Here is a 22,979-nt window from a genome sequence, read left to right as displayed (position 1 = left end):
TTGTCTCTAAAAGACTCGGAGAGAGATCGCAACATTTTTATAGGGTGAGCGATCGCAGCAGGCATCTACTTAGAATTCGCTCGAAGTAAGTTTTACAAATCTTAAAAATAAAATTCACAGACGCAAAAGCATTCAATTGGCAATTCTTTGAATGAGGCACCGTTGAATCAACGAGAGGTCAGCTTTTGCGAACCGTTGAATCAAATTTGAGTAGGAGAACCTTATGCGTCATCGTCGGACAATTTTTCTCTTTTTCCTTAGCCTTTTGGTCAGCTTTTTGGCGCTTCTGTTATCCAACCTTTTGATGAAGCCAAGTGCCTCGATCGCCACTTCACCGTTGCTTGCCCCTGCGCCAATTCAGCCAATCGGTTCCTATGATTATTTTGGGCGATCGTTGACGGCTCAAGAAGCGGCTAATCTGGTTCGCGAAAAAGGGCTGAACCCCAACAGTTCAACCTCTTATGCTCGAATTGGGGCGGTAAAAATCACTCAACCACTCATCGATAGAGGAGAGAAAATCTTTCTCGATCGCAAAATTGGCGATAGTTTTGGTTTGCAGAAAGTGTTTGGTTTTGGGCAAGGCATCGCCAAAGTTTTGCCAGAATTTACCGTGGCGATTCTCAAGTTAGGAGGACAACCCACCAGCAATCTAAAAATTGTGCTTCAGAAGAACATTACGCTAGGAAGTCAAACTTTTCCCAAAGGAACCACCGTTAGTACTGGGCTAGACGTGCCTCGCGGGGGAGTGTTGCCGATCGGACTCAAACTGGACGGCAACCTAACCTGTGCAGTGTGTCATGTAGCACTTTCACCCAAAGGCGATCGCCTCAAGGGAGTTCCTAACGGCGATCTTGGTATTCCTTTATTAATCGCGCTGGCTCCCAACTCAGCCGCCGGGTTTGCCCGTCTGAAGTTCAATCCGCTTGACCCACAGTATCAGGGCAATGGTAAGACCATCCTTGACAGTGCAGGTCAGCTTGTGAAGCTTCCCGATCCCCAAAAGTTTGAACAGGCGTTTGATAATGCGGTGTTGGCAGTTCCTTATGGTCACTTTGAGAGTTCGCCTGACGGCATTGATAATACGACTCAAATTCCGACGGTGTTTACCTTCCAGTCGGGTCCCTATACGTCGGGCGGAGAGTTTGCGGTGGGGCCATTTGGGGGGCTGAGTTCCGTTAATAATGGCGTTCACTCGTCCGAGATTAATTTGCTGGCGGCGGCGCAAAGAAGTGCAGAAACCCTGGGACTCGATCGCGAAGTCTACCTAGGCACTGTTCTGCAAAATGCGGCTGACCCCAAAATTCGGTTGCCCGAAGGTTCGCCTGTTAAGCCCTCCGATTGGCTGAGAAAGGTAGCGCCAGACCCCGCGAAAGCCGAACTTGAAGATCAGATTGCGGCTCCGGGTGTGGGGAGCTATCCCAATCTCAAACTATCGCTGTTTACTTACAACGGTCTGATTTTCAGTCCCAATACATATAAGTTAGATATTGCCAGTGGTCCGTTCTTGTTTGCGGCAAATGCGATGGCTGCATGGCAAAACAGTTTGGTGCCGCCTCCTAACCAAACGCTTCAAAATCAGCAAGCTTTGCAGAGCGGCTCGGTCGATCGCGGTGCCCAAGTTTTTGAACAAGCCCAGTGTCTTGCCTGCCATAAAGCACCATATTTTACGGATAACAAGATTCACCCGATCGCTGAGATCAAAACCAATCGCGCCCGCGCTGAGTCGCGCCTTGCCCAAAATGAGTTGCTCGTTCCGCCCAAAATCTACACGTTGAATACCTCGGTGCCGATTTCAGGCAATGCCGAAGTCATCGACGTGCCAACCGCGGGAATTTCTGACACGCCGACTACGCTGCCCAAAGGGTTGCTTCCAGACGGTGGCTACAAAACGCCGTCGCTTCGAGGACTCTACCTGACGGCACCCTACCTACATGATGGCGGAGTTGCCGTTCGTAAAGGGGCGCTACAAGTTGGAGCAGATGGCAGTTTTGGGATTGCTGACCCTACGGGATTGGGACTCTCAGGCACGCTCAGTCGGGCGATTCCGGCAGATGCAGCAGATAGTTTGCGGGCACTGCTCGATCGCACCCTCCGTGCCCAAGTCATTGCTACTAACCAAGCGAATCCGGCTCTCCAGTTAAGCAATCTTGATGGCACAGGTCATGAATTCTATGTCGATTCGTCAGCCGGGTTCTCGACCTCTCAGCAAAACGATCTCGTCAATTTCTTGATGGCACTTGACGACAACCCAGGAAGCTTTTAGGGTCAAGCCGTCACCAACCCACCCGGTTCACCCGCCGCTAGTCCTCTTTTGACTCAATCAGTCACTCTGATGTGGTTAGTGCAACCGGGTCTTTTAGTATTGTCCAGTAGTTCTAGCAGTCCACCTGTGAGATACGATGAGGAGAATTCAATTTTCTACCTGTCTCAAGTTATGGAATCGTCGGACAGTGCATCAGAAAAAGTTGCTTTAAGCGAGATTGACACCGCTTTAAAACGCCTGATCAAAGTGTGGGCGGCGGTCAAGAAATCTCGTAAAGAATGGGATTTTAAAACCTCGACTCAAACGCTAGAGGTGTTGACAGAAGAACTCGGCAAACTGAGCGATCGCTGGCTCGAACAACAAACTGTGATTCGCGAGGCGCTGCAAGCCGATCAAGATTTTGTCTCGTCTAATGATTACCCAACCGAGTTAGAGAATGCTCTCAAAGCTGTTGGAATTCCAGTCAGAGGTGAGTTTCCTAACTACGAGTTTCCCCCCTTTAAGCTGACGTTTAGTCGTGAGCAAGGCGTGGTGCGGTTGAGCATGGGGCGACGATCGCAGCAGATCAAAGCGTTTGCACCTGAACAGTTAGCACCCTGGGTCGAGGGACAATATCGGCGGGTGATTGACAGCAAGTTCGATGCTTTGCGCTTTTGTCGAGAGCTACTCAGCACTTATGAAATGTTGAATCGGCTGATGCTGCAAAAAGAGGAGGTCGTTTGGGGGCAGTCTGTGCCGCTCAAAGACATTTATCGCCTCTTGACGCTGAAGCAATCCACCAAACAAGATTATCCTGAGCCGCTGTTTACCTACGATTTGGCGCGGCTAAAAGAACAGACTGAAATTCGCTACGATCGCTATCAGTTTGCGCTAGAACCCTCTCGTAACCAGTCAAGTAGTTTTTTGCTCGTCAACAGTCAGGGGCAAGAAAGTCGAGTCAGCACCTTGGCAATTCATCTAGTTGAAGAGGGATAGAGGCTACCCATGCAGATTGACGAACTGGATATCGAGGCATTGCTGTCGGGTCAGCCTCCGGTGAGCCAGGAACTTCTGATCGGGATGACGCTGGGGCGCGATCGCTGGCTCGACTATCTGCACAAACACTATCTAACCAACTACATTGCCGATGGCGGCAGCAAAGTCAAAGTTTTGGTGGGCGGTGTAGGAACGGGAAAAACTCATCTCTTGCGCTGTGGGCTGCAAGATGCCCAAGCTAGAGATTACCAAACCGTTTATCTCTCAGCACGAGAATATCGCTTGAATGATTTGACAGGGTTTTATCGGGCGATCGTTCAACAACTCGACAAAGAGCGCTTGGTGAGTGGGCTGTGTCAACTCGTCACCAAAAAACTGGGCTATGGGCAATATGACGACAGCGATCGAATTCTGTCTCTGCTGATTGAAGATCAAGGACTGACCCGTGATTTGGCAGTGCATGAGATCAAAAAAGCGATCGGGTTGACGCTCAGAGATGTTGATTTTGGGTCGTCGTTTCGGGCATTTGCTTACGGTGTGATCAACAATCGGCTGATCAGTGGCAACGAAGACAGCATCCGACTCGCGTTGAAGTGGCTGTCTGGCGAGAAACTAGAGCGCTACCAAAAGCAATCTACCCTACTCTATGAACGGCTGCAAAAACCGAACGCTCGATACTGGTTAAACTCCTTGATTCGGCTGCTGCATCTGGCAGGAATGACTGGGCTAGTGGTCGCGATCGACGATCTAGAAGTCATGACCGAACGCCATCCTGAAACTCGCCGCTTCCGATACACTGCCAACGCCATCAAAGACACCTGCGAACTGTTCCGCCAAATCATTGATGATGTAGAACTGCTCGATCATTTTCTGCTGCTGCTGGCAGGTCGGCGCGAAATGATTGAAGACGATCGTCGGGGCTTTAAAAGCTACGAGGCACTGTGGATGCGATTACAAACTGGCTTGCTGCCGATCGACAAATTTAATCCCCTGTCAGACATTGTAGACATCGACAGTCATCTGGTGGCTAACGGCAAAAGCTTTCCCGAACAGGTGCAGATGAGACTGCGGCGATTATTTCAAGAAGCGGGATTTCAGGTGGTCGATCGCGATCTCCCCACTTTAGATGAACAAAGTCAACTTCGAGCCAGCGTAATTGGTGCAACTTTAATGGCACTCAGCGACGGATGAACCGAGTCCAAAATTCAAAATCTTTGAGGTAGATGCAATGGAACGATATGACGCTAATCGCAGAAAATCGATCGCCGTTGTCGAATCTCTCCGCGCTGGAATTCCCACCCGCACTTCAACTAGAGAATTGCCCGATTTGCGAGAATCGCTGACCGACCTGATTCGGCAAGATTTAGAGCAGTTCTCTCAGGGTAAGCGCCCCGATGGACGGCTAGCGTGGGGCCCTTATGGGCAAGGCAAAACTCATGCTCTGACCACTGTTGAACACGTCGCACTGGATCTAGGATTTGCTGTCAGTCGAGTTTCTCTCAGCCGCGAGGTGTCTTGTCATCACCTGCTCAACTTTTATGGACGAGTTGCCTCGGTGCTTCGTACCCCTGATTCTAAAATGGCAGGACTGACTAAAGCTTTGAGCGCTAAAAAAGCAGGAGATTTGCTCAATAGCCCACTGGCTGATCGCGATCGCTACAGTCATCCTCTCCCAGAAATCGTTTTAGAAGACTATTTTTTCACGTCTGGCGAAGAACAAGATCTTCTTTACGGCGATTTGATGGGAACGCGGATTACCAGCCCCGAACTGAAGCGCATTCATCGCAACTGCCGGGGCGAGTCGCTGCCCAAATTTGAAATGAACTTTCGCACCACGCAGCATGGAAGCGCTTATTTTGGCGTGATGGCAGACGCGATCGCCCTATGTGGCTATAAAGGCTGGGTGCTGTTGCTGGATGAAGTCGAGCTAATTGGACGACTGGGCAAAGTCGGACGGCTTCAGGCATATCGCAACCTCAATTGGCTATTAAACTGGTCAGATCGTCCCGTGCGTCGAGATGGGGATCAAGAATTATTCTGTGAGAATCCCTACCCGATCTACACCTTTGGGGTTGTCGCCTCCAGTTTGCGAAACGATGTCTGGTTTAGTGGCACCAGCACACCAAGCGCTAAAAACGATCGCAGTCAAATTCCTGAGTTGGCGATCGAAAAATTTGGCGCCGATGCTGGGCAGGTGATGCAAAACTTTTTTGAAACCGCGATCGGATCTACCTGTCCCACCATTCGCCCCTTAGAAACTGGTAACTTAATTCAACTGCTCGATCGCTTGGTCAAACTTCACGGCGTGGCATATGCTTGGAATGCCAAACTAGAAGTTTCTGACTTGATTCGAGCGATCGGGAGTCAACCCATTCGCACCCACATCCGGGCAACTTTAGAAGCGTTGGATATCGCCTATCTCTATCACGAAAACGTCAACCTAGGCGCGACAGATTTGCTCGAAGCCTCCTTGCAAGAACAGACAGATTTCTTCGCGATCACCGAAGAATCAGACCTCTAAAAACCATAAACCAACCAATCCTCCGTACGGACATGGCACTGCCGTGTCCATTGCCCCTGCAAACAATCCACGATTTCTGATTAGAGGATCACAAATTGATGAAATCCGCCTAACCAAATCCCGTTCGATCGAGCCAGCTTTTGTTAAGATTTAGTTACGATTTTACAATTCTCAACCGATTCTCTGGAGCCTCCCTCATGTTGCGACTCGAACACGTCAGCAAAATCTATCCGACTGGCGAAGTGTTGAAAGACATCAACTGGGAGGTCAAAGTTGGCGATCGGATTGGTTTGGTCGGCGTAAACGGGGCAGGAAAATCGACCCAGCTTAAAATCGTAGCAGGCGAAATGGAGCCGACTACGGGAGAAGTGATTCGTCCTTCAAGTTTGCATATCGCTTACTTAACGCAAGAATTTGAAGTCGATCCGACGCGCACAGTCAGAGAAGAGTTTTGGCGAGCGTTTGGAGAGGCAAATGACGTTCACGACGCGCTAACTCAAGTGCATCGTGATATGGAGACCGCGAATCCTCAAGAGTTAGACAAGCTGATCCACAAAATGGACAAGCTCCAACGGCGCTTTGAAGGCATGGACGGCTACGGCTTAGACGCTCGAATTGAAAAGATTATGCCAGAGTTGGGCTTTGAGATCGAAGATGGCGATCGCTTAGTCAGTGCCTTTAGCGGCGGCTGGCAAATGCGAATGAGTTTAGGCAAGATTTTGCTGCAAAAGCCCGATTTGCTGCTGCTCGATGAGCCGACCAACCACTTAGATTTAGAAACGATCGAGTGGTTAGAAACTTATCTCAAAGGGCTGTCAACCCCAATGGTCATCGTCTCTCATGACCGCGAATTTCTCGATCGTCTCTGCACCCAAATTGTTGAAACCGAGCGCGGTATTTCAACAACTTATCTCGGCAACTACTCCGCCTACTTGCAGCAAAAGCAAGAACAGCGCGATGCCCAGATGAGTGCTTTTGAGCGTCAGCAAAAAGAATTGGAGAAACAACAAACCTTTGTCGATCGCTTCCGGGCCAGTGCCACTCGCAGCACCCAGGCAAAGAGCCGCGAAAAACAACTGGACAAGATCGAGCGCATTGAGGCTCCTGATAGTGATATGCGAGGGCTGCATTTTCGTTTTCCTCCCGCCCCTCGTAGCGGGCGAGAAGTGGTCATGATTGACAACCTTGTTCACACTTACGGAGATAAGATTCTGTTTTTAGGAGCCGATTTGCTGATTGAGCGGGGCGATCGTATTGCCTTTCTCGGGCCCAACGGCGCAGGCAAATCAACGTTACTGCACTTAATTACAGGCGCAGAAAAGCCCACCGATGGCAGCATCAAGTTAGGAGATCACAACGTGATCCCCAGTTATTTTGAGCAAAATCAAGCCGAAGCGCTCGACTCAGACAGAACGGTGATCGAAACCATTCATGACGAAGTTCCCAAATGGACAAATGAGGAAGTTCGGACGCTTTTGGGACGGTTTTTGTTTAGTGGCGATACCGTCTTTAAAAAGGTAGAAGCTTTGAGCGGCGGCGAGAAAGCGCGGTTGGCTCTGGCAAAAATGCTGCTTCGTCCTGCCAACCTATTGATCTTGGATGAGCCGACTAATCACTTAGATATTCCAGCTAAAGAAATGCTGGAAGAGGCGATTCAAAACTATGATGGCAGCGTGATTATTGTCTCCCACGATCGCTATTTCATTTCTCAGACAGTCAACAAAATCGTCGAGATCCGAGATGGCGAACTGCGCCTCTATCGTGGAGACTATCACTACTATCTCGATAAAATTGCCGAAGAGAAAGACAAAGTGCGGTTAGACGCGATCGAAGCCGAGAAAACCGCCAAAATTGAGTCAAAGCGAGAAAAACAGAAAGAGAAAGAAAAGACAAAGAAAACTCAAAAGAGCCGTTAATTTCGGTAAAAGTAAGAGGTAAGTCATGACAAAGCTTTGAAAACTCGCACTCAGGTGAAGTGATAGAACGCTCACCATTCCAAGCGGTTAATCAATAGTCACCTCAGCGATCGAGATCCCATCATTTCCACATCAGCACAACCTAAGATTTACTTCTTATATAGAGTGAATCTGCTGGGAGTGAATCGTTTTAAGGATCTCGATCGCAATGGTATGATTTGCGGAAGAAATTATTCATTAGAAGGAATTCTTTATGGCACAGGTGCCTGTCTCTCCTGTAGTGCTGATCATCCTAGACGGTTGGGGTTACCGCGAAGAAACAGACGGAAACGCCATTGCCGCCGCTAAAACACCCGTGATGAATAGCTTGTGGGCAGCCTATCCCCACACGTTGATTCGCACAGCCGGGAAAGATGTCGGGTTACCCGATGGGCAAATGGGCAACTCAGAAGTCGGGCACCTCAATATTGGTGCGGGCAGAGTGGTTCCTCAAGAGTTAGTGCGAATTTCAGATGCGGTTGAAGATCGCAGCTTATTAAGTAATCCCAACCTAGTGAAAGTTTGCCAAGAGGTGCAGCGCAATCAGGGAAAATTGCACCTGGTTGGCTTATGTTCAGACGGTGGAGTGCATTCTCACCTCAGTCATCTATTTGGTTTGCTCGATTTGGCCAAAGAGCAAGGCATCGAGAATGTCTGCATTCACGCCATTACCGATGGACGAGACACTCAGCAAACTGAAGGGGCAGACGCAATTCAACGGCTGCAAGACTATTGCGATCGCATTGGCACGGGTCGCATTGTCACTCTGAGCGGTCGTTATTACAGCCTCGATCGCGATCATCGATGGGATCGCGTCAAACTGGCTTACGACGTGATGACTCAAGATGGCGAAGGCGATGGTCGATCGGCGCTAGACGTTTTACAAGCCTCCTACGCTGAAGGTAAAACCGATGAGTTTGTGATCCCAACTCGCATCGCACCGGGTGCGATCAACCCTGGGGATGGCGTGATTTTCTTTAACTTCCGTCCCGATCGAGCGCGTCAACTGACTCAAGCTCTGGCTGATCCCAAGTTCAAAGGCTTTGAGCGAGAGCAGATTCGCCCCCTGCCCTTGGTGACGTTTACGCAATACGACGCATTGCTTCCGGTTCTGGTAGCGTTTGAGCCGCAAAACTTAAATAACATTTTGGGTCAAGTCATTTCTGAGCATGGGTTACGCCAATTTCGCACCGCAGAAACTGAGAAATATGCCCACGTCACTTACTTTTTTAACGGTGGTTTAGAAGAGCCGTTCCCCGGTGAAGATCGAGAACTGGTGCCGAGTCCGATGGTAATGACTTACGATAGCGCTCCGGCAATGTCGGCAGAGAAAGTCACCGATGTCGCGACCGCGGCAATCGAGAAGCAAGTCTATTCTCTGGTGGTCATCAACTATGCAAACCCCGATATGGTGGGGCACACAGGGCAACTGGATGCGACAGTCACTGCTTTAGAAGCGGTCGATCGCTGTTTGGGTCGCCTGTTAGAAAAGGTCAATCGCGCTGGAGGCACTGCCATAATCACTGCCGACCACGGAAATGCTGAACTGATGTGGGACGAAAACGGCAACCCCTGGACAGCTCACACCACTAACCCGGTGCCGTTTATCCTGGTAGAAGGAGAAGGGCTGAAGATTCCCGGCCACGGAACAGACGTTGCTCTTAGAGAAGATGGTCGGTTAGCCGACATTGCCCCGACGATTTTAGATATTCTCAGGCTGCCGCAGCCCACTGAGATGACGGGTCGCTCGATCGTAGAATCTGCTGCATTTGACGTGCGGGCAAATCGAACTCCGGTCAAGATTGCGCGATAATGAATCTAGCGACGAGTTGTAGAAGTCACGATCAACTCACCTAATTGTTTTAATTGGATTTGTCATCATGACGCTGGTTTTGATTCTAAGGACGATTTGGATGTTTTGTGCAGTCGGGATCATCATTCTCGTGCTGCTGCACAGCCCTAAAGGAGATGGTTTGAGCGGGTTGGGCGGACAGGCTCAATTGTTTACGAGTACCAAAAGCGCTGAGACGACCCTCAACCGCATCACCTGGACGCTTACCGTTCTCTTTATGGGTTTGACGATCGTGCTCAGTGCGGGTTGGGTAGGTCGATAAGCATTGGCTAAATGGAATTTACGTCGAGGCAGAATGCACCCTCTGGCAATGGTTTGCTGGTTTGGGGGCATTTTTCTGACGCTGATTTTGGTGATTTTGCAATCTTCTTCTCTCGCCCAAGAGACACTTCCAGTCCTTAAAGCTCACCCCTTACCGCCGCTGCTAGCCCAATGGAGCGACCCTGCAAATCGGGGAGACTATTTCGATCAAGTCCAAAAAACTCAGCCTGACTATTTAGTGTGGTCAGAGTTTCCGATTAAGGTTTATGTGCAGCCGATCGAGGCATCAGAAGTCGCAAATCCTGCCCGCGCCCAAGCCTGGATTAAGGCAGTGAGTCAAGCGGTGCAAGAGTGGGCTGTTTACCTGCCTTTGCAAGTCGTCAATCGAGTAGAAGTAGGCGATATTGTGGTGCAGCGATCGTTCTTGCCGCTTCGAGTCGCACCTGGACAGCCCTTCGGTTCACAGCGAATTCGGGCGGCTGAAACACGATATGAACTCTATAGAAAATCTATACCCAACGCGCTGCCAGTTTTGGCGCATCGCTGTCTGGTTGTAGTGCAACCCAATCAGGCAGAGAGCTACGTGTTGGCATCGGCTCGTCATGAATTGGGTCACGCCTTGGGAATTTGGGGGCACAGTTCTCTAGAAACGGATGCCCTATATTTCTCTCAGGTTCACAATCCGCCGTTGATCTCACCCAGAGATATGAACACCTTAAAACGAATTTACGAACAGCCGACTCGTTTGGGTTGGGCAGTGCCTGAGCAAGGCGCTGAGTGACTGATATCTAGCGCTCTAAAGCAAAACCTGGTGGAATTTTAAAGTCGAGAAGCAAGATATCTCGGTGGCGATCGCTCAGATTCCAGGCTTCATGCTCAGAGGTGTCATCAAACACAAGACACTCACCGTTGACCCACGCTTTGATGTCTGACGAGACTCGAAGGGCGCATTTCTCAGGCACTGACAGCCCTAAGTGACACCGCAAGACACTGCTTGGCTTGCCAGAATGAGGCACAATATGCGCGCCTGGTGCCAGTCGAGAAAAGCCTGCTGTGACCATTCCAGGAATGCTTTTGACTAATTTGGCGGTTTCTGGGCAGAGTTCGCAGTTGATGTCTATTTTAACACCTAAAAAATAAATGCCAAAAATCTCCCACCCGGTTTTCTTTTGCAGCAAATATCTTTCAGGATAGGGAACGAAATCTTCAGCCGTTAAGCGACTGAGTTCATCTTTGATAACGAGCCAATTAGACTCAAGTCGATCGACAAATTCAAACTGATGCGGGTCGTAATACATGACGTTGCTTGAAACTCAACACACAACACTCAAAACTCTGCAATGCCTCTACTGATCATCGGGCAAGAAAGGCTTCCAAAAAATTAGCCCAACGATAAAACGAATGCGGTTTTTGCCTCCCCGAATTCGCTTTGAAATACGCCAGACAAACTGCACAAACGCCCATCCTTGCCCGATGTCTTCTTGCAAACTCGATCGGTAGGGTTCGCGGGGCGGCGGCGTTAGCCCAGAATTGAGGCTCTCATCAAAGCTTTGCTCGATCGGCTGATTACTCATGACTCACCTGTTTGCTTCGATAGAATCGCCTTAGGTCATCGAGCTTATCATTTTGGCTGAGTTTCTGTACGACTTGATTGATGGTAAAGCAACATAATATTAATCTTTATAAAGATTTTATTGGAGAGTTCTCTAAGATTTTGAGTTTGTCTTCACAGATACTTCAAAGTCCTGACCGAATTCTCCTGATCTTAGCGAGTTACCCTAGAATATAGTTGCAAGGTTAACTGTCTGTGGTTAAAAGACCGTTATACTGATGTCTTTCGGTTACAGCAAGGGAGCCAGGTAATTTGGGTAGCTTGGTGCTTAATGTTGTGACAATTTGACTTCAACTGCTAAACTGCTCCCTCATCTGCCATAGCCGTGTTACCAGCTTTCAAGGCTTCGACCGTATGAAAAACGAGAGCCTGAATCATCAGGGCGTTGTCGAACCCGCGATCGTGCAGGATATTTTGACTCAACTAAACGATGGAAAGTTGCTGGTCGTTAACAGTCGCAGACGCAATGGGTTGATCATTTATAAGCGATTTCACGCTGAGTTTGCTGGTCCTGGTGCTGCTGTCGGAAGCTTTTTTGACCTCAACTGCGAAGGAATTTTGCCCGTAGGTGATCTTTCTTTGATCCACCCCGCAGATCAAGAGGAACGTCAGAAAGCCTATTTAATTAGACGGCAGTGGATCAGACTAACTCAGCAATTTACCGACAACCCTGTGCCGTTGCAGCGCGCTCAGTTGATTTTGAATCAGTTTGAAAATTATTTTGGAGCAGACACGATCGCGCAGTTGCCCGATGATGCTTTCGCGCTGTTGGTTGGGGTTCTGCCTCATACAATTCAAATGGTGCGTCAAGGTTCGGGCAGTTTAGAAATCATCCCTAAAAATTAGTACTTTGAAACTTTTTTGAATCGCGCAATGGTTCGCTGATTTTCTTCAGGTGTGCCGATCGAGATTCGCAGCCCGTTGCCAGTGTGCCGAATCAAAGTTCCCTGGTCTTTAAGAGTTTGACAAATTGTAGCCAGTTTTTCGTTAGCATCTGCGTTTTTTAGACGTAAGTAGACAAAATTAGCGGCACTCTCCCAAACCTGAAATTCTGGGTGCTGGGAAAGGGCTTGGGTGAGTCGGGTTCGCTCAGTCAAAGTCAGCGAAATTGTGGAGAGTAGCTGACGGCGATGAGTGACCGCCACCAAAGCTGCTGCCTGAGTAAAGCTGGAAAGATTGTAGGGGAGACGGACTTTTTCTAAAGCTGTGATTAATTCGGGATCGGCGATCGCATACCCCACTCGATGGGCGGCTAGTCGAAATGCCTTTGAGAACGTTCTCAAAATTACCCAATTTGGATGTTGCAACAGCTCGTCGGCTACGCTCGTTTGACTAAACTCAAAATATGCCTCATCTACTGCAACCAAAATATTTTGAGGAAGACTTCGCAACCAAGATAACTCTGCAAAGGTGAGCGCGTTTCCAGTAGGTGAGTTGGGGTGAACGACAAAAACGGCTCGAATCGGAGGAGTCTGGGTGACTGCGATCGCGGTTTGAGCCTCTGTTAAGTCCATCTCAAAATTGGTGAGAGAACGCCCGATCGTCACCACCGAAACTCCTAAAGTCTGTGCCAGAATTCTATACATCGAAAAGGTTGGGTCGGCGACTAGAATTGAGCCTTCTCCCCCAATACAAGTTGCGATTAGTAGAGAGCGGATTAACTCATCCGAGCCGTTGCCGATCGAGATATTAGCGGCGGTGATGTTGTTAGCTGACTCATTTACATAGTCAGCGATCGCGCGTTTCAAGCTTTCATATCCACCGTCGGGATAGCGATTATTTTCGATTGCTTGCTGATAAGTCCAGCTAAGTTTTTGCTTGAGTTCATCGGGCAAGTCATAGGGACTTTCGTTGACATCCACTCGATCGACCAAAATTTCTGAGGATTTAGATTCCTGAGAATTGTCGGTGTGTTGAGTGTTATAAGCCGCAAGTTGGGCAAGGTCTGAGCGAATGAACTCAAGCATGGCAAAGAGAGTTTTGAGGGGATGAACAGCAATCTGTGAGAGTTTTGAGTCTAGCAGCGACGTGCCTAAATTCAAACCTCAAAACTCTTGATTATGCTGGGTAGATTCGCAGTCTGCGGTTTGGTTCGTCTCCAAAACTGCGGGATTGCAAGTGGTAGTGCTCTACAAGCTCATGCTGCATTTTGCGAACCAGCCCAGAGCGTGGCAAGAGTTCGACTGGTTGCCCTTTGGGAATGACAATCTGTTCCACCGCAAGTCTGGCTTCTTCGAGTGCCTCAAGTTCGTCTTCGCTGTCTCCTCGTACAAACAGGTCTAGTTCGGCTGCGTCAGGCATGGCGGGGTCATCCATATTCAGCAGTCGGCGCAGAGAATGGGCAATCTGCGGCACACTGCTAGCCTTGAGTGTGTGAATGGGAATTTGACGAGATTTTGCTAAATGGCGCAGTTTAGAATGATTTTTGACGTGCGATCGCAGTGCCAAAACTGCATCCGCGTTATCAATGTCTTTGGTCAACACGACCGGAAGATTCAGCGTGCGAACGACTTGATCTAACTGATGCCGACTCACGCCATAGGGATAGATATGTAACGGCAAATCCTCGCCGTTGGGGCCGGGAATATACTCCCCATTCTCAGAATCTTCGCTTCGTAGCCCTTCATCTCTCGCGTCAAACGCTCGGCTCAAAGACACATCCAGCAATTGCTCAAAGGTTTGCTGTTCGGGCGACAGAGGCGCGGCTTGAGTCGGTTTGATCTTGCCAGACGATCGCCAGCCGCGCCCTTGAGGAGGAGGAGTAAAAAATCCTTCCTGAGATGACGTTGGCGCGATCGAGAGGGGATTATGGCGAACACTGCTCGATCGCGATCGCCCTCCAGTTTGCATCTCTGGGCTGCTCGACAACTCATGAGTCACCGTGACTTCTCCAGTCTCGTTAACGGTTCTGACTTCAGGGTTGGGCTTCCTGCCCCGAAGCAGCATATCGATCGTTTCTGCAACCTGTTCATGCACTACCCATTTTTGCCGCTCTGTCATTTCAACTGCAATGTCAAATGTTGGCGGGGCTTTGCGTTCTAAAACACTCTTTTGGCTGCCGCGCCGTCTCGCTTCTTCATCGCCCAATGTCACAGACTGAATGCCTCCCACTAGATCAGAGAGGGTGGGATTTTTGATCAAGTTTTCTAACTGATTTCCGTGAGCGGTGCCGACGAGTTGAACGCCACGTTCTGCGATCGTGCGGGCTGCTAGAGCTTCTAACTCGGTGCCGATTTCGTCAATCACGATCACTTCTGGCATGTGGTTTTCGACGGCTTCGATCATCACCTGGTGCTGAAGCTCAGGGCGAGAAACTTGCATTCTTCGGGCCCGTCCGATCGCAGGATGGGGCACGTCTCCATCTCCAGCAATTTCGTTTGAAGTGTCAATGATCACGACGCGCTTGTCTAACTCGTCTGCCAACACGCGCGCAATTTCTCTTAAAGCCGTTGTTTTGCCGACCCCAGGACGACCCAGCATCAAAATTGAGCGACCGCTCTCGACTAGATCGCGAATCATGCCGATCGTGCCAAAAATCGCCCGTCCCACGCGGCAGGTCAGACCAATCACTTCTCCACGACGGTTGCGAATCGCGCTAATCCGATGCAGAGTGCGCTCAATGCCAGCGCGATTGTCTCCACCAAAGTCGCCCACTCTGGTAATGCTCTCGTTGAGGTCGTTTTGGGTGATGGGTGTTTCAGACAAATATTCTGCTTTGCCAGGAAACCGGGCTTCGGGTCGTCTTCCCAGATCCATCACTACTTCGATGAGGCTGTCAAGTTGAGGGTGTTCTTCTAAACGCACTCGAATCGGATCGGGCAAGATGCTCAGGAGTTTATCGAGATCGTCCGTGTTTTGCATAGTCAGTACAACAGGGCTTTCAGCATTTTCACCATCTCCAGCACTAGAAATGTCTGGTTGAGATTGGCTTGCAGACGTTAAATGAAGAGAAGATTCAGCGTTGAATGAGGGGTCTGAGAAGTTAATATCGCTACGATTCACCATGACAATTTGTGAAACAGCTTGAGGAAACGAAACCGAGAACGTAAGCAGCCTGTCAGCTAGCGTAGAGAGTCTTTGACCTTAGTAGATGTATTCTGAAGCACCTGAGTCGTTTGAAGGTCTAATTTCTGCTAACAGGCGCTTTTGAGTTGGGAAACTAACTGATGGGCTAGATCAACGGCTTCCCACAAGAGAGCAGGACTCGATTCAAGACGAGTTAGCAGCGAGTTGATGTTTGGATCACTGGGCGAGGGGCTGTTGTGATATATCTTTTGAGCAATCTTCAATGGTTTAATCTCCATCGCGTCTAATTGGCTGAGAATAGGCAAAAGCAAACTCCGGGCATAACTTCCGTAAGCGATTCCTGAAATCGATTTTGATACTATTGTACTACTTTTATTCTTTAGCAGCCCTAAAGTCCTGAGTTTAGGAACGGTATGACGATTTGTTCCACCAGCTAGCTGCACCGATCCGGGTAGCCCTGCGGCGAGAACTTTTTGCCCTAACTTAACGCAGGCACGTGTGGCTCCATCACCAATGTCACCACTCATTGGGCGACCATCAGTTTGCCAAATCAGATGACAGGGAAGCGGAGAAATCGTCTCGTGGATTGCCCATAGATAATCAATCAAGTCTTCGCCATCAGGACAGCTAATGGCTATAAGCTTAAGTTGATGGGCTTGTGGCGCGATCGCCTTCCACAATCGCTTAAAATCGGCTAACCGTCCAGGCTGAGTGTGAATCTCGATCGCATCTATCCCTGCTTGCAAAATCAGCGGAGATATCGCCTCTGGCGTGTAAACATAAGAGCGAGTAGAAATGTGTTGGATCGGGCAAATTGGCAAACAGCGACCGCAGCCGTAGCAGAGGGTATCAATCACTCCAGAGAAATGGTCTGGACGATCGAACACGATCGCGTCAGCAGGACAAATTGATTCGCAGGGTCTTGAACACTCGATCGGACAGTTGGCAGCGCTAAACTCAGCCTTTCTAAAATGAGGGTCTTCCCCATCGTTGAGACTCACCATTAACCAAGGTGATTTTCTAGCGGCAAATCCTTTTTCTTGCGCCTCTTCAGCCAAACTATTTGCCACGGCTAAAGCTTCGCGCGCAGTCGAGATAATGGCCGGGTCAGCGGCGACATCAATGCAGTCTGCCCCCGCGATCGCATAGGCGAGCGTAAGACTCCGAATGGCAGGAAGGTGGTGGGAACTCGCTCCACAAATGAGCTTGAACCAGTGACCTTCCTTGAGTGAGCGTAGAGGGTTTAAGAAATCAGTCACTTCTCTATGCTAATGCGCCAGTCAGATAATTACGAGCCGAACGGCACAAATTTTCATACTACGAAACGATCCCATCCTCGTTGCTGTGAAGATGGGATCGGTGAGACGACAATTTTTTTGGCTTTATGCAGCAGCGATCGCGTCTTTGAGCGGAGTCCATCGGAAGTAGCGTTCTCCTCCTAACTCAATCACAATTTTGAGTCGAGGTTCTAAAGAAGGCAGGTTAGAGAGAAACTCTAGCTCCTGGCTAGAAAGAATGTGTCCTTCAATAATCCACAGCAGCAAGCCTTTTGATTTGGGAGGAAGATTTTCGATTTGGGTATTGACGATCGGAGGAATAAAGTAGGTGTAACCCACGGCTGCTCCAGAACCCGAACTTTTCTTGCCTAAGTGAGGAGGACGAACGCCGTGTACACCCGTCAAATACATGGCAACGTCACCCAATCCTCGTGCGGTGATGCTCAAAGAGGTGTAGCCTGCTGCCCGAATTCGCCGTCGATAGCGTCCTTCAAATCCGCCTTCTAGCGGGACGTATACGCCCAGTGCTCCAAATTTTTCTAAGTCTCGAATCAGTTGTCCGCCTGTTGTGATCAGTGCCATAGATTTGTGTTCCGCCCCTTGGTTTTGTGCTGTCTAAAACAAAATAGTATTTCCGCTTCTACGACCTCAATTTTTGGGAGAGAAGCCTTGAAGACATGCTATAGCTTTAATCTTAAGTTTCTAGAGATCATTCTACTGTTCAGTGAGGAGCTTCACTGATTAAAAAGTTCTATCCATACGATAGGTGAGACGCTAAGGATCGTGGATTAAATAACCTGTAAAAGTCCTCTGATTTGTCATCGCCGAGACTTTTGCCCCCTAAATCCCCCACGAGTGAGGGACTTTGAAACCAGAGTCTTAGCTCAAAGTCCCCCAGAATGAGGGATTTAGGAGGCTGAAGCCGACCCAAACGCAGCGACAAAGATTGGTGTACACCGTAACTCCTTAGGGAGATGGCGAGAAGTTACACCTTAATAAATCCACGTTCCTAAGTCATTTGCGAAGGTAGCCGCCTGATCATCATCAATTCAACTTATGATGGCTTTGTTTTCTGCGGCTAGTTTAATAGCACGTTTCTCCAGATCGAGAAGTGCCTGTTTGCGGCTGACTCCCCAGCGATAACCTCCTAGCCCGCCCGATTTAGGAGTGACTCGATGACACGGAACCAGAAGCGCGATCGGGTTAGTTGCACAAGCACGAGCCACCGCCCGAACTGAAGTTGGCTGTCCGATCGTGCAAGCAACATCGCTGTAATGAACAGTGGTTCCGATCGGGATCTTTTTAAGCGCCTCCCAAACCTGAATCTGAAAGGCAGTCGCTCTGACATCACAAGGCAGATCCGGTAAGGGCAAATTGCCGCTTAGGTAGTTCACGATCGCTTGCATCCAGTTCTGAAGGTCATCCGTTTCACGAATTGAAGCATGACGGAATTCAGTGCGGAGTTGGTCTTCAAGTTCTGCGAGCGAGTCGCCAAGTTGAACGCTGCATAGTCCTCGGTCTGTGGCTACGATCATAAGGAAATTGAGGGGAGAATTGACGATCGCATAACGAATTTCTTCCCCTTTGCCATGTTGCTTATAAGATGCGGGAGTCATTCCAAAGTTCTCCGATGAAGTTTCGTAAAGTCGGCTACTCGATCCATAACCCACTTCATAAAGAGCATAAGTAACCGCTTCCCCTTGATGAAGATGTTGCTTTAAATGCTTGATTCGATGAGCAGTTGCATACTCAAGAGGAGTCACGCCAATCATTTGCTTAAAGAGTCGTTGCAGATAACTCGGACTCATTTCAACGCGATCGCTTAACTCGGCGAGAGTGGGAATGTGTTCGGATTGGTCTTCGATGTAACGGCAAGTTGCAATGACGTTATCTTTTGTGGGATTGGGAGCGATCACAGTCTGCGGATGACATCGCTTACAAGGACGAAAATTGTCTGCTTCGGCAGCTTGGGGCGATCGATAGAATGAAACCTGATTTCGATTGGGTCTACGGCTGGGACAAGGTGGACGACAATAGATTTTCGTGGAGTGTACGCCGTAAAAGATTTTTCCGTTGAAACTGGGATCGCGATCGAGCACTGCTTGCCAAAAGGTTTCTTCAATCAGTTGAGTCATAATGTTCTGAGCAATCGTCCGGCGATCGCTGCTAGACCTACAAAGATTGATATCGTGCCTGCGAACGTCTTCCAATGCAAGTGTTTACGGAGAATAAACACGCTAAGAAATAAAGCACTGATTGGAATCAAAAACGTAACCATGATCTGTGTAAGCGATTGCTGTGTTAAAAAAACAATGCGAATAAAGCACTCCAAGGAATTGCACTAGGGTTTAACGTCCAGGGACTTCCTAACACGAAGGTTAATGGCAACATGATCACAGCGAGTCTTTTTCAGGATGACCCTAGAATAAGCATTTCTCGAATTGTTTTCTATCCGATCGTTGTGATCAAACTTTGTTAACTGTTCACCTGAGAAAAGAAATTTGGGCAATTTAGTAGACGATCGCCACACCACTGTATTACACTACTTAACTGTCGCTAAATTTCTAATTGTGCAATTTCCGTGAGAGAGCAATCAAATTTGAGCTATAGTAATAAGCTGTAGCGCATCTCGGAAAGCTTTTTCACCTCGCGTGAGGGAAATTGTTTCGAGACTTCGGGCGAAGGAGCGAGAAACTTCTTCAGGGTTTGCAAAACCCAGCTTGCGCGTTTGACCCCAGCCATCAACGGATACTGAGCAACTATTTGTTCAAGTCCAGGCGGGAGAAGCACAAAAGAGCAATGCCAGTCAGCAGCTCTCAAGCAGCTTTGCAGAATCGACCAAAGTGTCTAAAGGAATGCGGAATCCGCTGCCTCTTAAATCACGAGAGGTAAGATTCATCTGGTCTCAGACCGTGGAATCCGTTCGATAACGAAGCTGCGTCCTCAAAGTCGTGGTTTCGCTATGTTCAAGTGTGTAGAAAAGGAGACCAGTTACCGTGGCTGTCGGCATTCTCGGCACAAAGCTCGGCATGACTCAAGTGTTTGACGAAACAGGGAAATCAATTCCTGTGACCGTCATTCAAGCAGGGCCTTGCCCCATCACCCAAGTCAAAACTCCTGAAACAGATGGCTATACTGCCGTTCAAATCGGGTTTGGTGAAACACGAGTCAAGTCATTGAGCAAACCTGAATTGGGGCACCTCGCCAAATCCAATTCTGCTCCCCTGCGGCATCTTACTGAGATGCGCCAATACCTACCTTCAGAAGATTACAGCGCCTACGAGTTAGGTCAAGAGATCAAAGCTGACATCTTTGAAGCAGGTCAGATCGTCGATGTGACAGGCACCAGCATTGGTAAAGGCTTTGCGGGTTATCAGAAGCGTCACAACTTCGCACGAGGCCCCATGTCTCACGGTTCTAAAAACCACCGCGCTCCCGGTTCGACCGGGGCAGGCACCACCCCCGGACGTGTCTACCCTGGTAAGCGGATGGCGGGTCGTTTGGGCGGAACTCAAGTCACGATCAAGAAGTTGACCGTGGTGCGTGTAGATACGGAACGGAACTTGATTTTGATCAAAGGAGCAGTTCCCGGCAAGCCCGGTGCTCTGGTGCAAATCATGCCCGCTAAGAAAGTTGGGCGCTAGGGCAGAAGGAGACAGAAATGGTTGATTGTGTAGTGAAAAATTGGCAGGGAGACGATGCGGGGCAAGCCTCGATCGAGCTTAAAGTTGCCAGAGAAGAAAGTGCGGCTCATGTCGTCCACAGAGCATTGGTTCGTCAGTTGGCGAATCAGCGTCAAGGCACCGCTTCCACCAAGACTCGTGCAGAAGTGCGCGGGGGCGGACGCAAACCCTGGAGACAGAAAGGAACAGGTCGCGCTCGTGCGGGTTCTATTCGTTCTCCTCTATGGCGTGGGGGTGGCGTAATCTTTGGACCGAAACCCAGAGATTACACCCTGAAGATGAATCGCAAAGAGCGACGTTTGGCACTGCGGACGGCATTCCAAAGTCGCGTCGCTGATTTGATTGTCGTTGAAGACTTTGCGGCTCAGTTGTCCCGTCCCAAGACTAGAGAAATGGTGCAAGCCCTTAGCCGATGGGGTGTTGAGCCAGATAAGAAAGTGCTAATCATCATGGCAGAGCGGAACGAGATGGTCTATCTATCTGCTCGCAACATTGAAAAGCTCAGACTGATCTCGGCAAATAATCTAAACGTATTTGATTTGCTAGCAGCCGACCACATTGTGGCGACCCCTGCTGCTCTTGAGAAGATCCAGGAGGTATACGGTGAGTGATTTCAGCCCCCGCAACTTAGCGGATTTAATTCGGCGTCCAATTATCACTGAGAAAGCGACTCAGAGATTGGAACTCAACCAATACACCTTTGAGGTTCAGCCTAAAGCCACCAAGCCTGAGATCAAGGCAGCCGTCGAACTGATGTTTGAGGTGAAGGTGACTGGAGTTACCACTCAGCATCCTCCTCGCAAGGCTCGTCGTGTCGGCAAGTTTGCAGGTCACAGACCTCACTATAAGAAAGCGATCGTCACCCTAGCAGACGGGGATTCAATCACCTTGTTCCCAGAAGTTTAGAAACCCCTGAGAGTAGCAAATTATGGGCATCCGAATTTATCGACCCTTGACTCCTGGTAGTCGCCAGCGTAGTGTTTCTGACTTCAGTGAGATCACGAAGACCGAGCCTGAAAAGTCTCTAACTACGACTAAACACCGGGATAAAGGACGCAACAACCGAGGCGTGATCACCTGTCGTCACCGGGGCGGCGGTCACAAACGCCTCTATCGCATCATTGATTTTCGTCGTGACAAGTTGAATATTCCGGCGCGAGTGGCGGCGATCGAATATGATCCAAACCGCAACGCTCGTCTGGCTCTGGTGTTTTATAGTGATGGTGAAAAGCGCTATATTCTTCATCCCAACAACCTTAAGGTCGGCACTGTAATTCGTTCCGGTCCTGATGCTCCGATCGAGATCGGCAACGCATTGCCCCTCGAAAAGATTCCGCTCGGTACGATCGTTCATAACGTTGAACTCGTTCCTGGCAAAGGGGGTCAGATTGTTCGGGCGGCAGGTGCAGCGGCTCAAGTTGCGGCGAAGGAGGGTGATTATGTCACCTTAAAATTGCCCTCGACTGAAGTGCGAATGATTCGCAAAGAGTGTTACGCCACGATCGGACAGGTGGGCAACCTCGAAGCGAGAAATATCAACCTGGGCAAAGCTGGGCGCACCCGTCACAAAGGTCGTCGTCCTCAAGTGCGCGGTAGCGTCATGAACCCCGTTGATCACCCTCATGGTGGTGGAGAAGGAAAGGCACCGATCGGGCGTGCGGGTCCTGTCACACCTTGGGGTAAGCCGACTCTGGGACGCAAAACTCGCAACAAGAAGAAGTTAAGCAGTGCGCTGATTGTGCGTCGTCGTCGTAAGTCCTCGAAACGTGGACGCGGCGGACGGGAATCGTAATTTGACTTAGGGAGACTCACATGGCACGTTCACTTAAAAAAGGTCCCTTTGTTGCTGACCACCTGATGAGTAAGGTTGAAGCGCTCAACGCCAGAGGTGACAAGCAAGTCATCAAAACCTGGTCACGAGCCTCGACAATTTTGCCTCAGATGATTGGACACACGATCGCCGTTCACAACGGTCGTCAGCACGTTCCCGTCTATGTCTCTGAGCAAATGGTCGGTCACAAACTCGGCGAATTTGCTCCGACTCGGACTTTCCGGGGACACGCAGGTAGCGATAAGAAAGCACGTCGATAGGAGAAAGGGCAGCAGAGTGTGAGGGTGACGGGTGAAAGCCTGATTGCAATCCCTCGCCCGCCCGTAAGGAGAAAACTATGGCTACTGATACGACTGAAGTTAAAGCGATCGCACGTTACATCCGCATGTCCCCTCACAAGGTGCGCCGAGTTCTCGACCAAATTCGAGGACTGTCTTACCGGGAGGCATTGATCATTCTGGAGTTCATGCCTTATCGCGCCTGTGAGCCTGTACTCAAAGTGCTGCGTTCTGCGGCAGCAAATGCTGAACACAATGAAGGCATGGAGCGGGCAAGTTTGGTGGTGAGCCAAGCATTTGCCGATCAAGGTCCTTCGCTGAAGCGGTTTAGACCGCGGGCACAGGGTCGGGCTTACCAAATTCGCAAGCCGACTTGTCACATCACCGTGGCAGTGGCTCCCGGAGCCGAATCCTAGTTCAGTTATTCCTACTTAAACTGCTTTAT

The 22,979-nt window shown here is 49.5% G+C and carries 23 protein-coding genes; 15 read left to right on the top strand and 8 right to left on the bottom strand.

Annotated features, from left to right (window positions below; translation table 11 throughout):
• The first annotated feature begins 223 nt into the window (after positions 1 to 223).
• The 8 genes from C7B65_RS02680 to C7B65_RS02645 all read left to right on the top strand — a co-directional run bounded on the left by C7B65_RS02680 (position 224) and on the right by C7B65_RS02645 (position 10,608).
• Positions 224 to 2,263 carry a hypothetical protein gene (locus C7B65_RS02680; RefSeq protein ID WP_073069363.1) on the top strand — a complete coding sequence of 680 codons (2,040 nt, stop codon included), beginning with the start codon at positions 224 to 226 and terminating at the stop codon, positions 2,261 to 2,263.
• Between the two features lie 48 nt (positions 2,264 to 2,311).
• Positions 2,312 to 3,238, top strand: a complete 927-nt coding sequence (locus C7B65_RS02675; protein ID WP_181314316.1) for a hypothetical protein — start codon at positions 2,312 to 2,314, stop codon at positions 3,236 to 3,238.
• 9 nt (positions 3,239 to 3,247) lie between these two features.
• Complete coding sequence (locus tag C7B65_RS02670; protein WP_073069361.1) at positions 3,248 to 4,429, top strand: BREX system ATP-binding domain-containing protein; 1,182 nt, start codon at positions 3,248 to 3,250, stop codon at positions 4,427 to 4,429.
• Positions 4,430 to 4,466: 37 nt separating this feature from the next.
• Positions 4,467 to 5,759 carry a BREX system ATP-binding domain-containing protein gene (locus C7B65_RS02665; RefSeq protein ID WP_073069360.1) on the top strand — a complete coding sequence of 431 codons (1,293 nt, stop codon included), beginning with the start codon at positions 4,467 to 4,469 and terminating at the stop codon, positions 5,757 to 5,759.
• Positions 5,760 to 5,956: 197 nt separating this feature from the next.
• Positions 5,957 to 7,675, top strand: a complete 1,719-nt coding sequence (locus C7B65_RS02660) for an ABC-F family ATP-binding cassette domain-containing protein (protein WP_106253893.1) — start codon at positions 5,957 to 5,959, stop codon at positions 7,673 to 7,675.
• Between the two features lie 253 nt (positions 7,676 to 7,928).
• Complete coding sequence (gene gpmI / locus C7B65_RS02655) at positions 7,929 to 9,527, top strand: 2,3-bisphosphoglycerate-independent phosphoglycerate mutase (RefSeq protein WP_073069359.1); 1,599 nt, start codon at positions 7,929 to 7,931, stop codon at positions 9,525 to 9,527.
• Positions 9,528 to 9,594: 67 nt separating this feature from the next.
• Positions 9,595 to 9,828, top strand: a complete 234-nt coding sequence (gene secG, locus C7B65_RS02650) for a preprotein translocase subunit SecG (protein WP_073069358.1) — start codon at positions 9,595 to 9,597, stop codon at positions 9,826 to 9,828.
• Between the two features lie 33 nt (positions 9,829 to 9,861).
• Positions 9,862 to 10,608: a peptidase gene (locus tag C7B65_RS02645; protein ID WP_106253892.1), complete on the top strand. Its 747-nt coding sequence runs from the start codon at positions 9,862 to 9,864 to the stop codon at positions 10,606 to 10,608.
• Between the two features lie 7 nt (positions 10,609 to 10,615).
• Here C7B65_RS02645 and C7B65_RS02640 read toward each other — a convergent pair whose 3' ends face one another.
• Together C7B65_RS02640 and C7B65_RS02635 are read right to left on the bottom strand one after the other, a co-directional pair.
• Entirely contained in the window at positions 10,616 to 11,125 is a 510-nt protein-coding gene (locus C7B65_RS02640) for an aspartyl/asparaginyl beta-hydroxylase domain-containing protein (RefSeq protein ID WP_073069356.1), read from the bottom strand.
• 48 nt (positions 11,126 to 11,173) lie between these two features.
• Positions 11,174 to 11,401 carry a hypothetical protein gene (locus C7B65_RS02635; RefSeq protein WP_073069355.1) on the bottom strand — a complete coding sequence of 76 codons (228 nt, stop codon included), beginning with the start codon at positions 11,399 to 11,401 and terminating at the stop codon, positions 11,174 to 11,176.
• A 392-nt stretch (positions 11,402 to 11,793) separates the two neighbouring features.
• Between C7B65_RS02635 and C7B65_RS02630 the strand changes: the two genes are divergently transcribed.
• A complete protein-coding gene (locus tag C7B65_RS02630) occupies positions 11,794 to 12,285 on the top strand; it encodes a hypothetical protein (RefSeq protein WP_073069354.1) in 492 nt (163 codons plus the stop codon).
• Here the strand turns inward: C7B65_RS02630 and C7B65_RS02625 are convergent.
• From C7B65_RS02625 to C7B65_RS27280, 6 genes are all read right to left on the bottom strand, one after another.
• On the bottom strand, positions 12,282 to 13,406 hold the full coding sequence (locus C7B65_RS02625; protein WP_073069591.1) for a histidinol-phosphate transaminase: 1,125 nt from the start codon (positions 13,404 to 13,406) through the stop codon (positions 12,282 to 12,284). The two genes, C7B65_RS02630 and C7B65_RS02625, sit on opposite strands and share 4 nt — an antisense overlap.
• Positions 13,407 to 13,497: 91 nt before the next feature.
• On the bottom strand, positions 13,498 to 15,300 hold the full coding sequence (locus C7B65_RS02620) for a R3H domain-containing nucleic acid-binding protein (RefSeq protein ID WP_073069590.1): 1,803 nt from the start codon (positions 15,298 to 15,300) through the stop codon (positions 13,498 to 13,500).
• Positions 15,301 to 15,572: 272 nt separating this feature from the next.
• Positions 15,573 to 16,724, bottom strand: a complete 1,152-nt coding sequence (gene ldpA / locus C7B65_RS02615) for a circadian clock protein LdpA (RefSeq protein WP_073069353.1) — start codon at positions 16,722 to 16,724, stop codon at positions 15,573 to 15,575.
• Positions 16,725 to 16,847: 123 nt separating this feature from the next.
• Positions 16,848 to 17,324: an NAD(P)H-quinone oxidoreductase subunit N gene (ndhN, locus tag C7B65_RS02610; RefSeq protein WP_073069352.1), complete on the bottom strand. Its 477-nt coding sequence runs from the start codon at positions 17,322 to 17,324 to the stop codon at positions 16,848 to 16,850.
• Positions 17,325 to 17,791: 467 nt separating this feature from the next.
• Complete coding sequence (locus C7B65_RS02605) at positions 17,792 to 18,877, bottom strand: bifunctional transcriptional activator/DNA repair enzyme AdaA (RefSeq protein ID WP_073069351.1); 1,086 nt, start codon at positions 18,875 to 18,877, stop codon at positions 17,792 to 17,794.
• Positions 18,874 to 19,020 carry an EamA family transporter gene (locus C7B65_RS27280; RefSeq protein WP_143161989.1) on the bottom strand — a complete coding sequence of 49 codons (147 nt, stop codon included), beginning with the start codon at positions 19,018 to 19,020 and terminating at the stop codon, positions 18,874 to 18,876. Before C7B65_RS27280 ends, C7B65_RS02605 begins: the two co-directional genes overlap by 4 nt.
• A gap of 718 nt (positions 19,021 to 19,738) precedes the next feature.
• Here C7B65_RS27280 and rplC point away from each other — a divergent pair.
• From rplC to rplV, 6 genes are all read left to right on the top strand, one after another.
• Positions 19,739 to 20,386: a 50S ribosomal protein L3 gene (rplC, locus tag C7B65_RS02600; RefSeq protein WP_073069349.1), complete on the top strand. Its 648-nt coding sequence runs from the start codon at positions 19,739 to 19,741 to the stop codon at positions 20,384 to 20,386.
• A 17-nt stretch (positions 20,387 to 20,403) separates the two neighbouring features.
• Positions 20,404 to 21,036, top strand: a complete 633-nt coding sequence (rplD, locus tag C7B65_RS02595; protein WP_073069348.1) for a 50S ribosomal protein L4 — start codon at positions 20,404 to 20,406, stop codon at positions 21,034 to 21,036.
• Positions 21,029 to 21,331 carry a 50S ribosomal protein L23 gene (locus tag C7B65_RS02590; RefSeq protein ID WP_073069347.1) on the top strand — a complete coding sequence of 101 codons (303 nt, stop codon included), beginning with the start codon at positions 21,029 to 21,031 and terminating at the stop codon, positions 21,329 to 21,331. The genes rplD and C7B65_RS02590 overlap by 8 nt, the downstream gene beginning before the upstream one ends.
• A gap of 22 nt (positions 21,332 to 21,353) precedes the next feature.
• Complete coding sequence (gene rplB / locus C7B65_RS02585; RefSeq protein WP_073069346.1) at positions 21,354 to 22,217, top strand: 50S ribosomal protein L2; 864 nt, start codon at positions 21,354 to 21,356, stop codon at positions 22,215 to 22,217.
• Positions 22,218 to 22,237: 20 nt separating this feature from the next.
• Positions 22,238 to 22,516, top strand: coding sequence for a 30S ribosomal protein S19 (gene rpsS / locus C7B65_RS02580; protein WP_068814863.1), 279 nt, complete (start codon positions 22,238 to 22,240; stop codon positions 22,514 to 22,516).
• A 77-nt stretch (positions 22,517 to 22,593) separates the two neighbouring features.
• Positions 22,594 to 22,950 (top strand): 50S ribosomal protein L22, encoded by a 357-nt coding sequence (rplV, locus tag C7B65_RS02575; RefSeq protein WP_073069345.1) that lies wholly within the window; start codon positions 22,594 to 22,596, stop codon positions 22,948 to 22,950.
• Positions 22,951 to 22,979: the final 29 nt, after the last annotated feature.

The sequence above is a fragment of the Phormidesmis priestleyi ULC007 genome (genome assembly GCF_003003695.1).
GTDB lineage: Bacteria > Cyanobacteriota > Cyanobacteriia > Leptolyngbyales > Leptolyngbyaceae > Phormidesmis_A > Phormidesmis_A priestleyi_A.
Note: the sequence above shows the minus strand (reverse complement) of the source record. Positions and strands in the feature narration are given on the sequence as shown.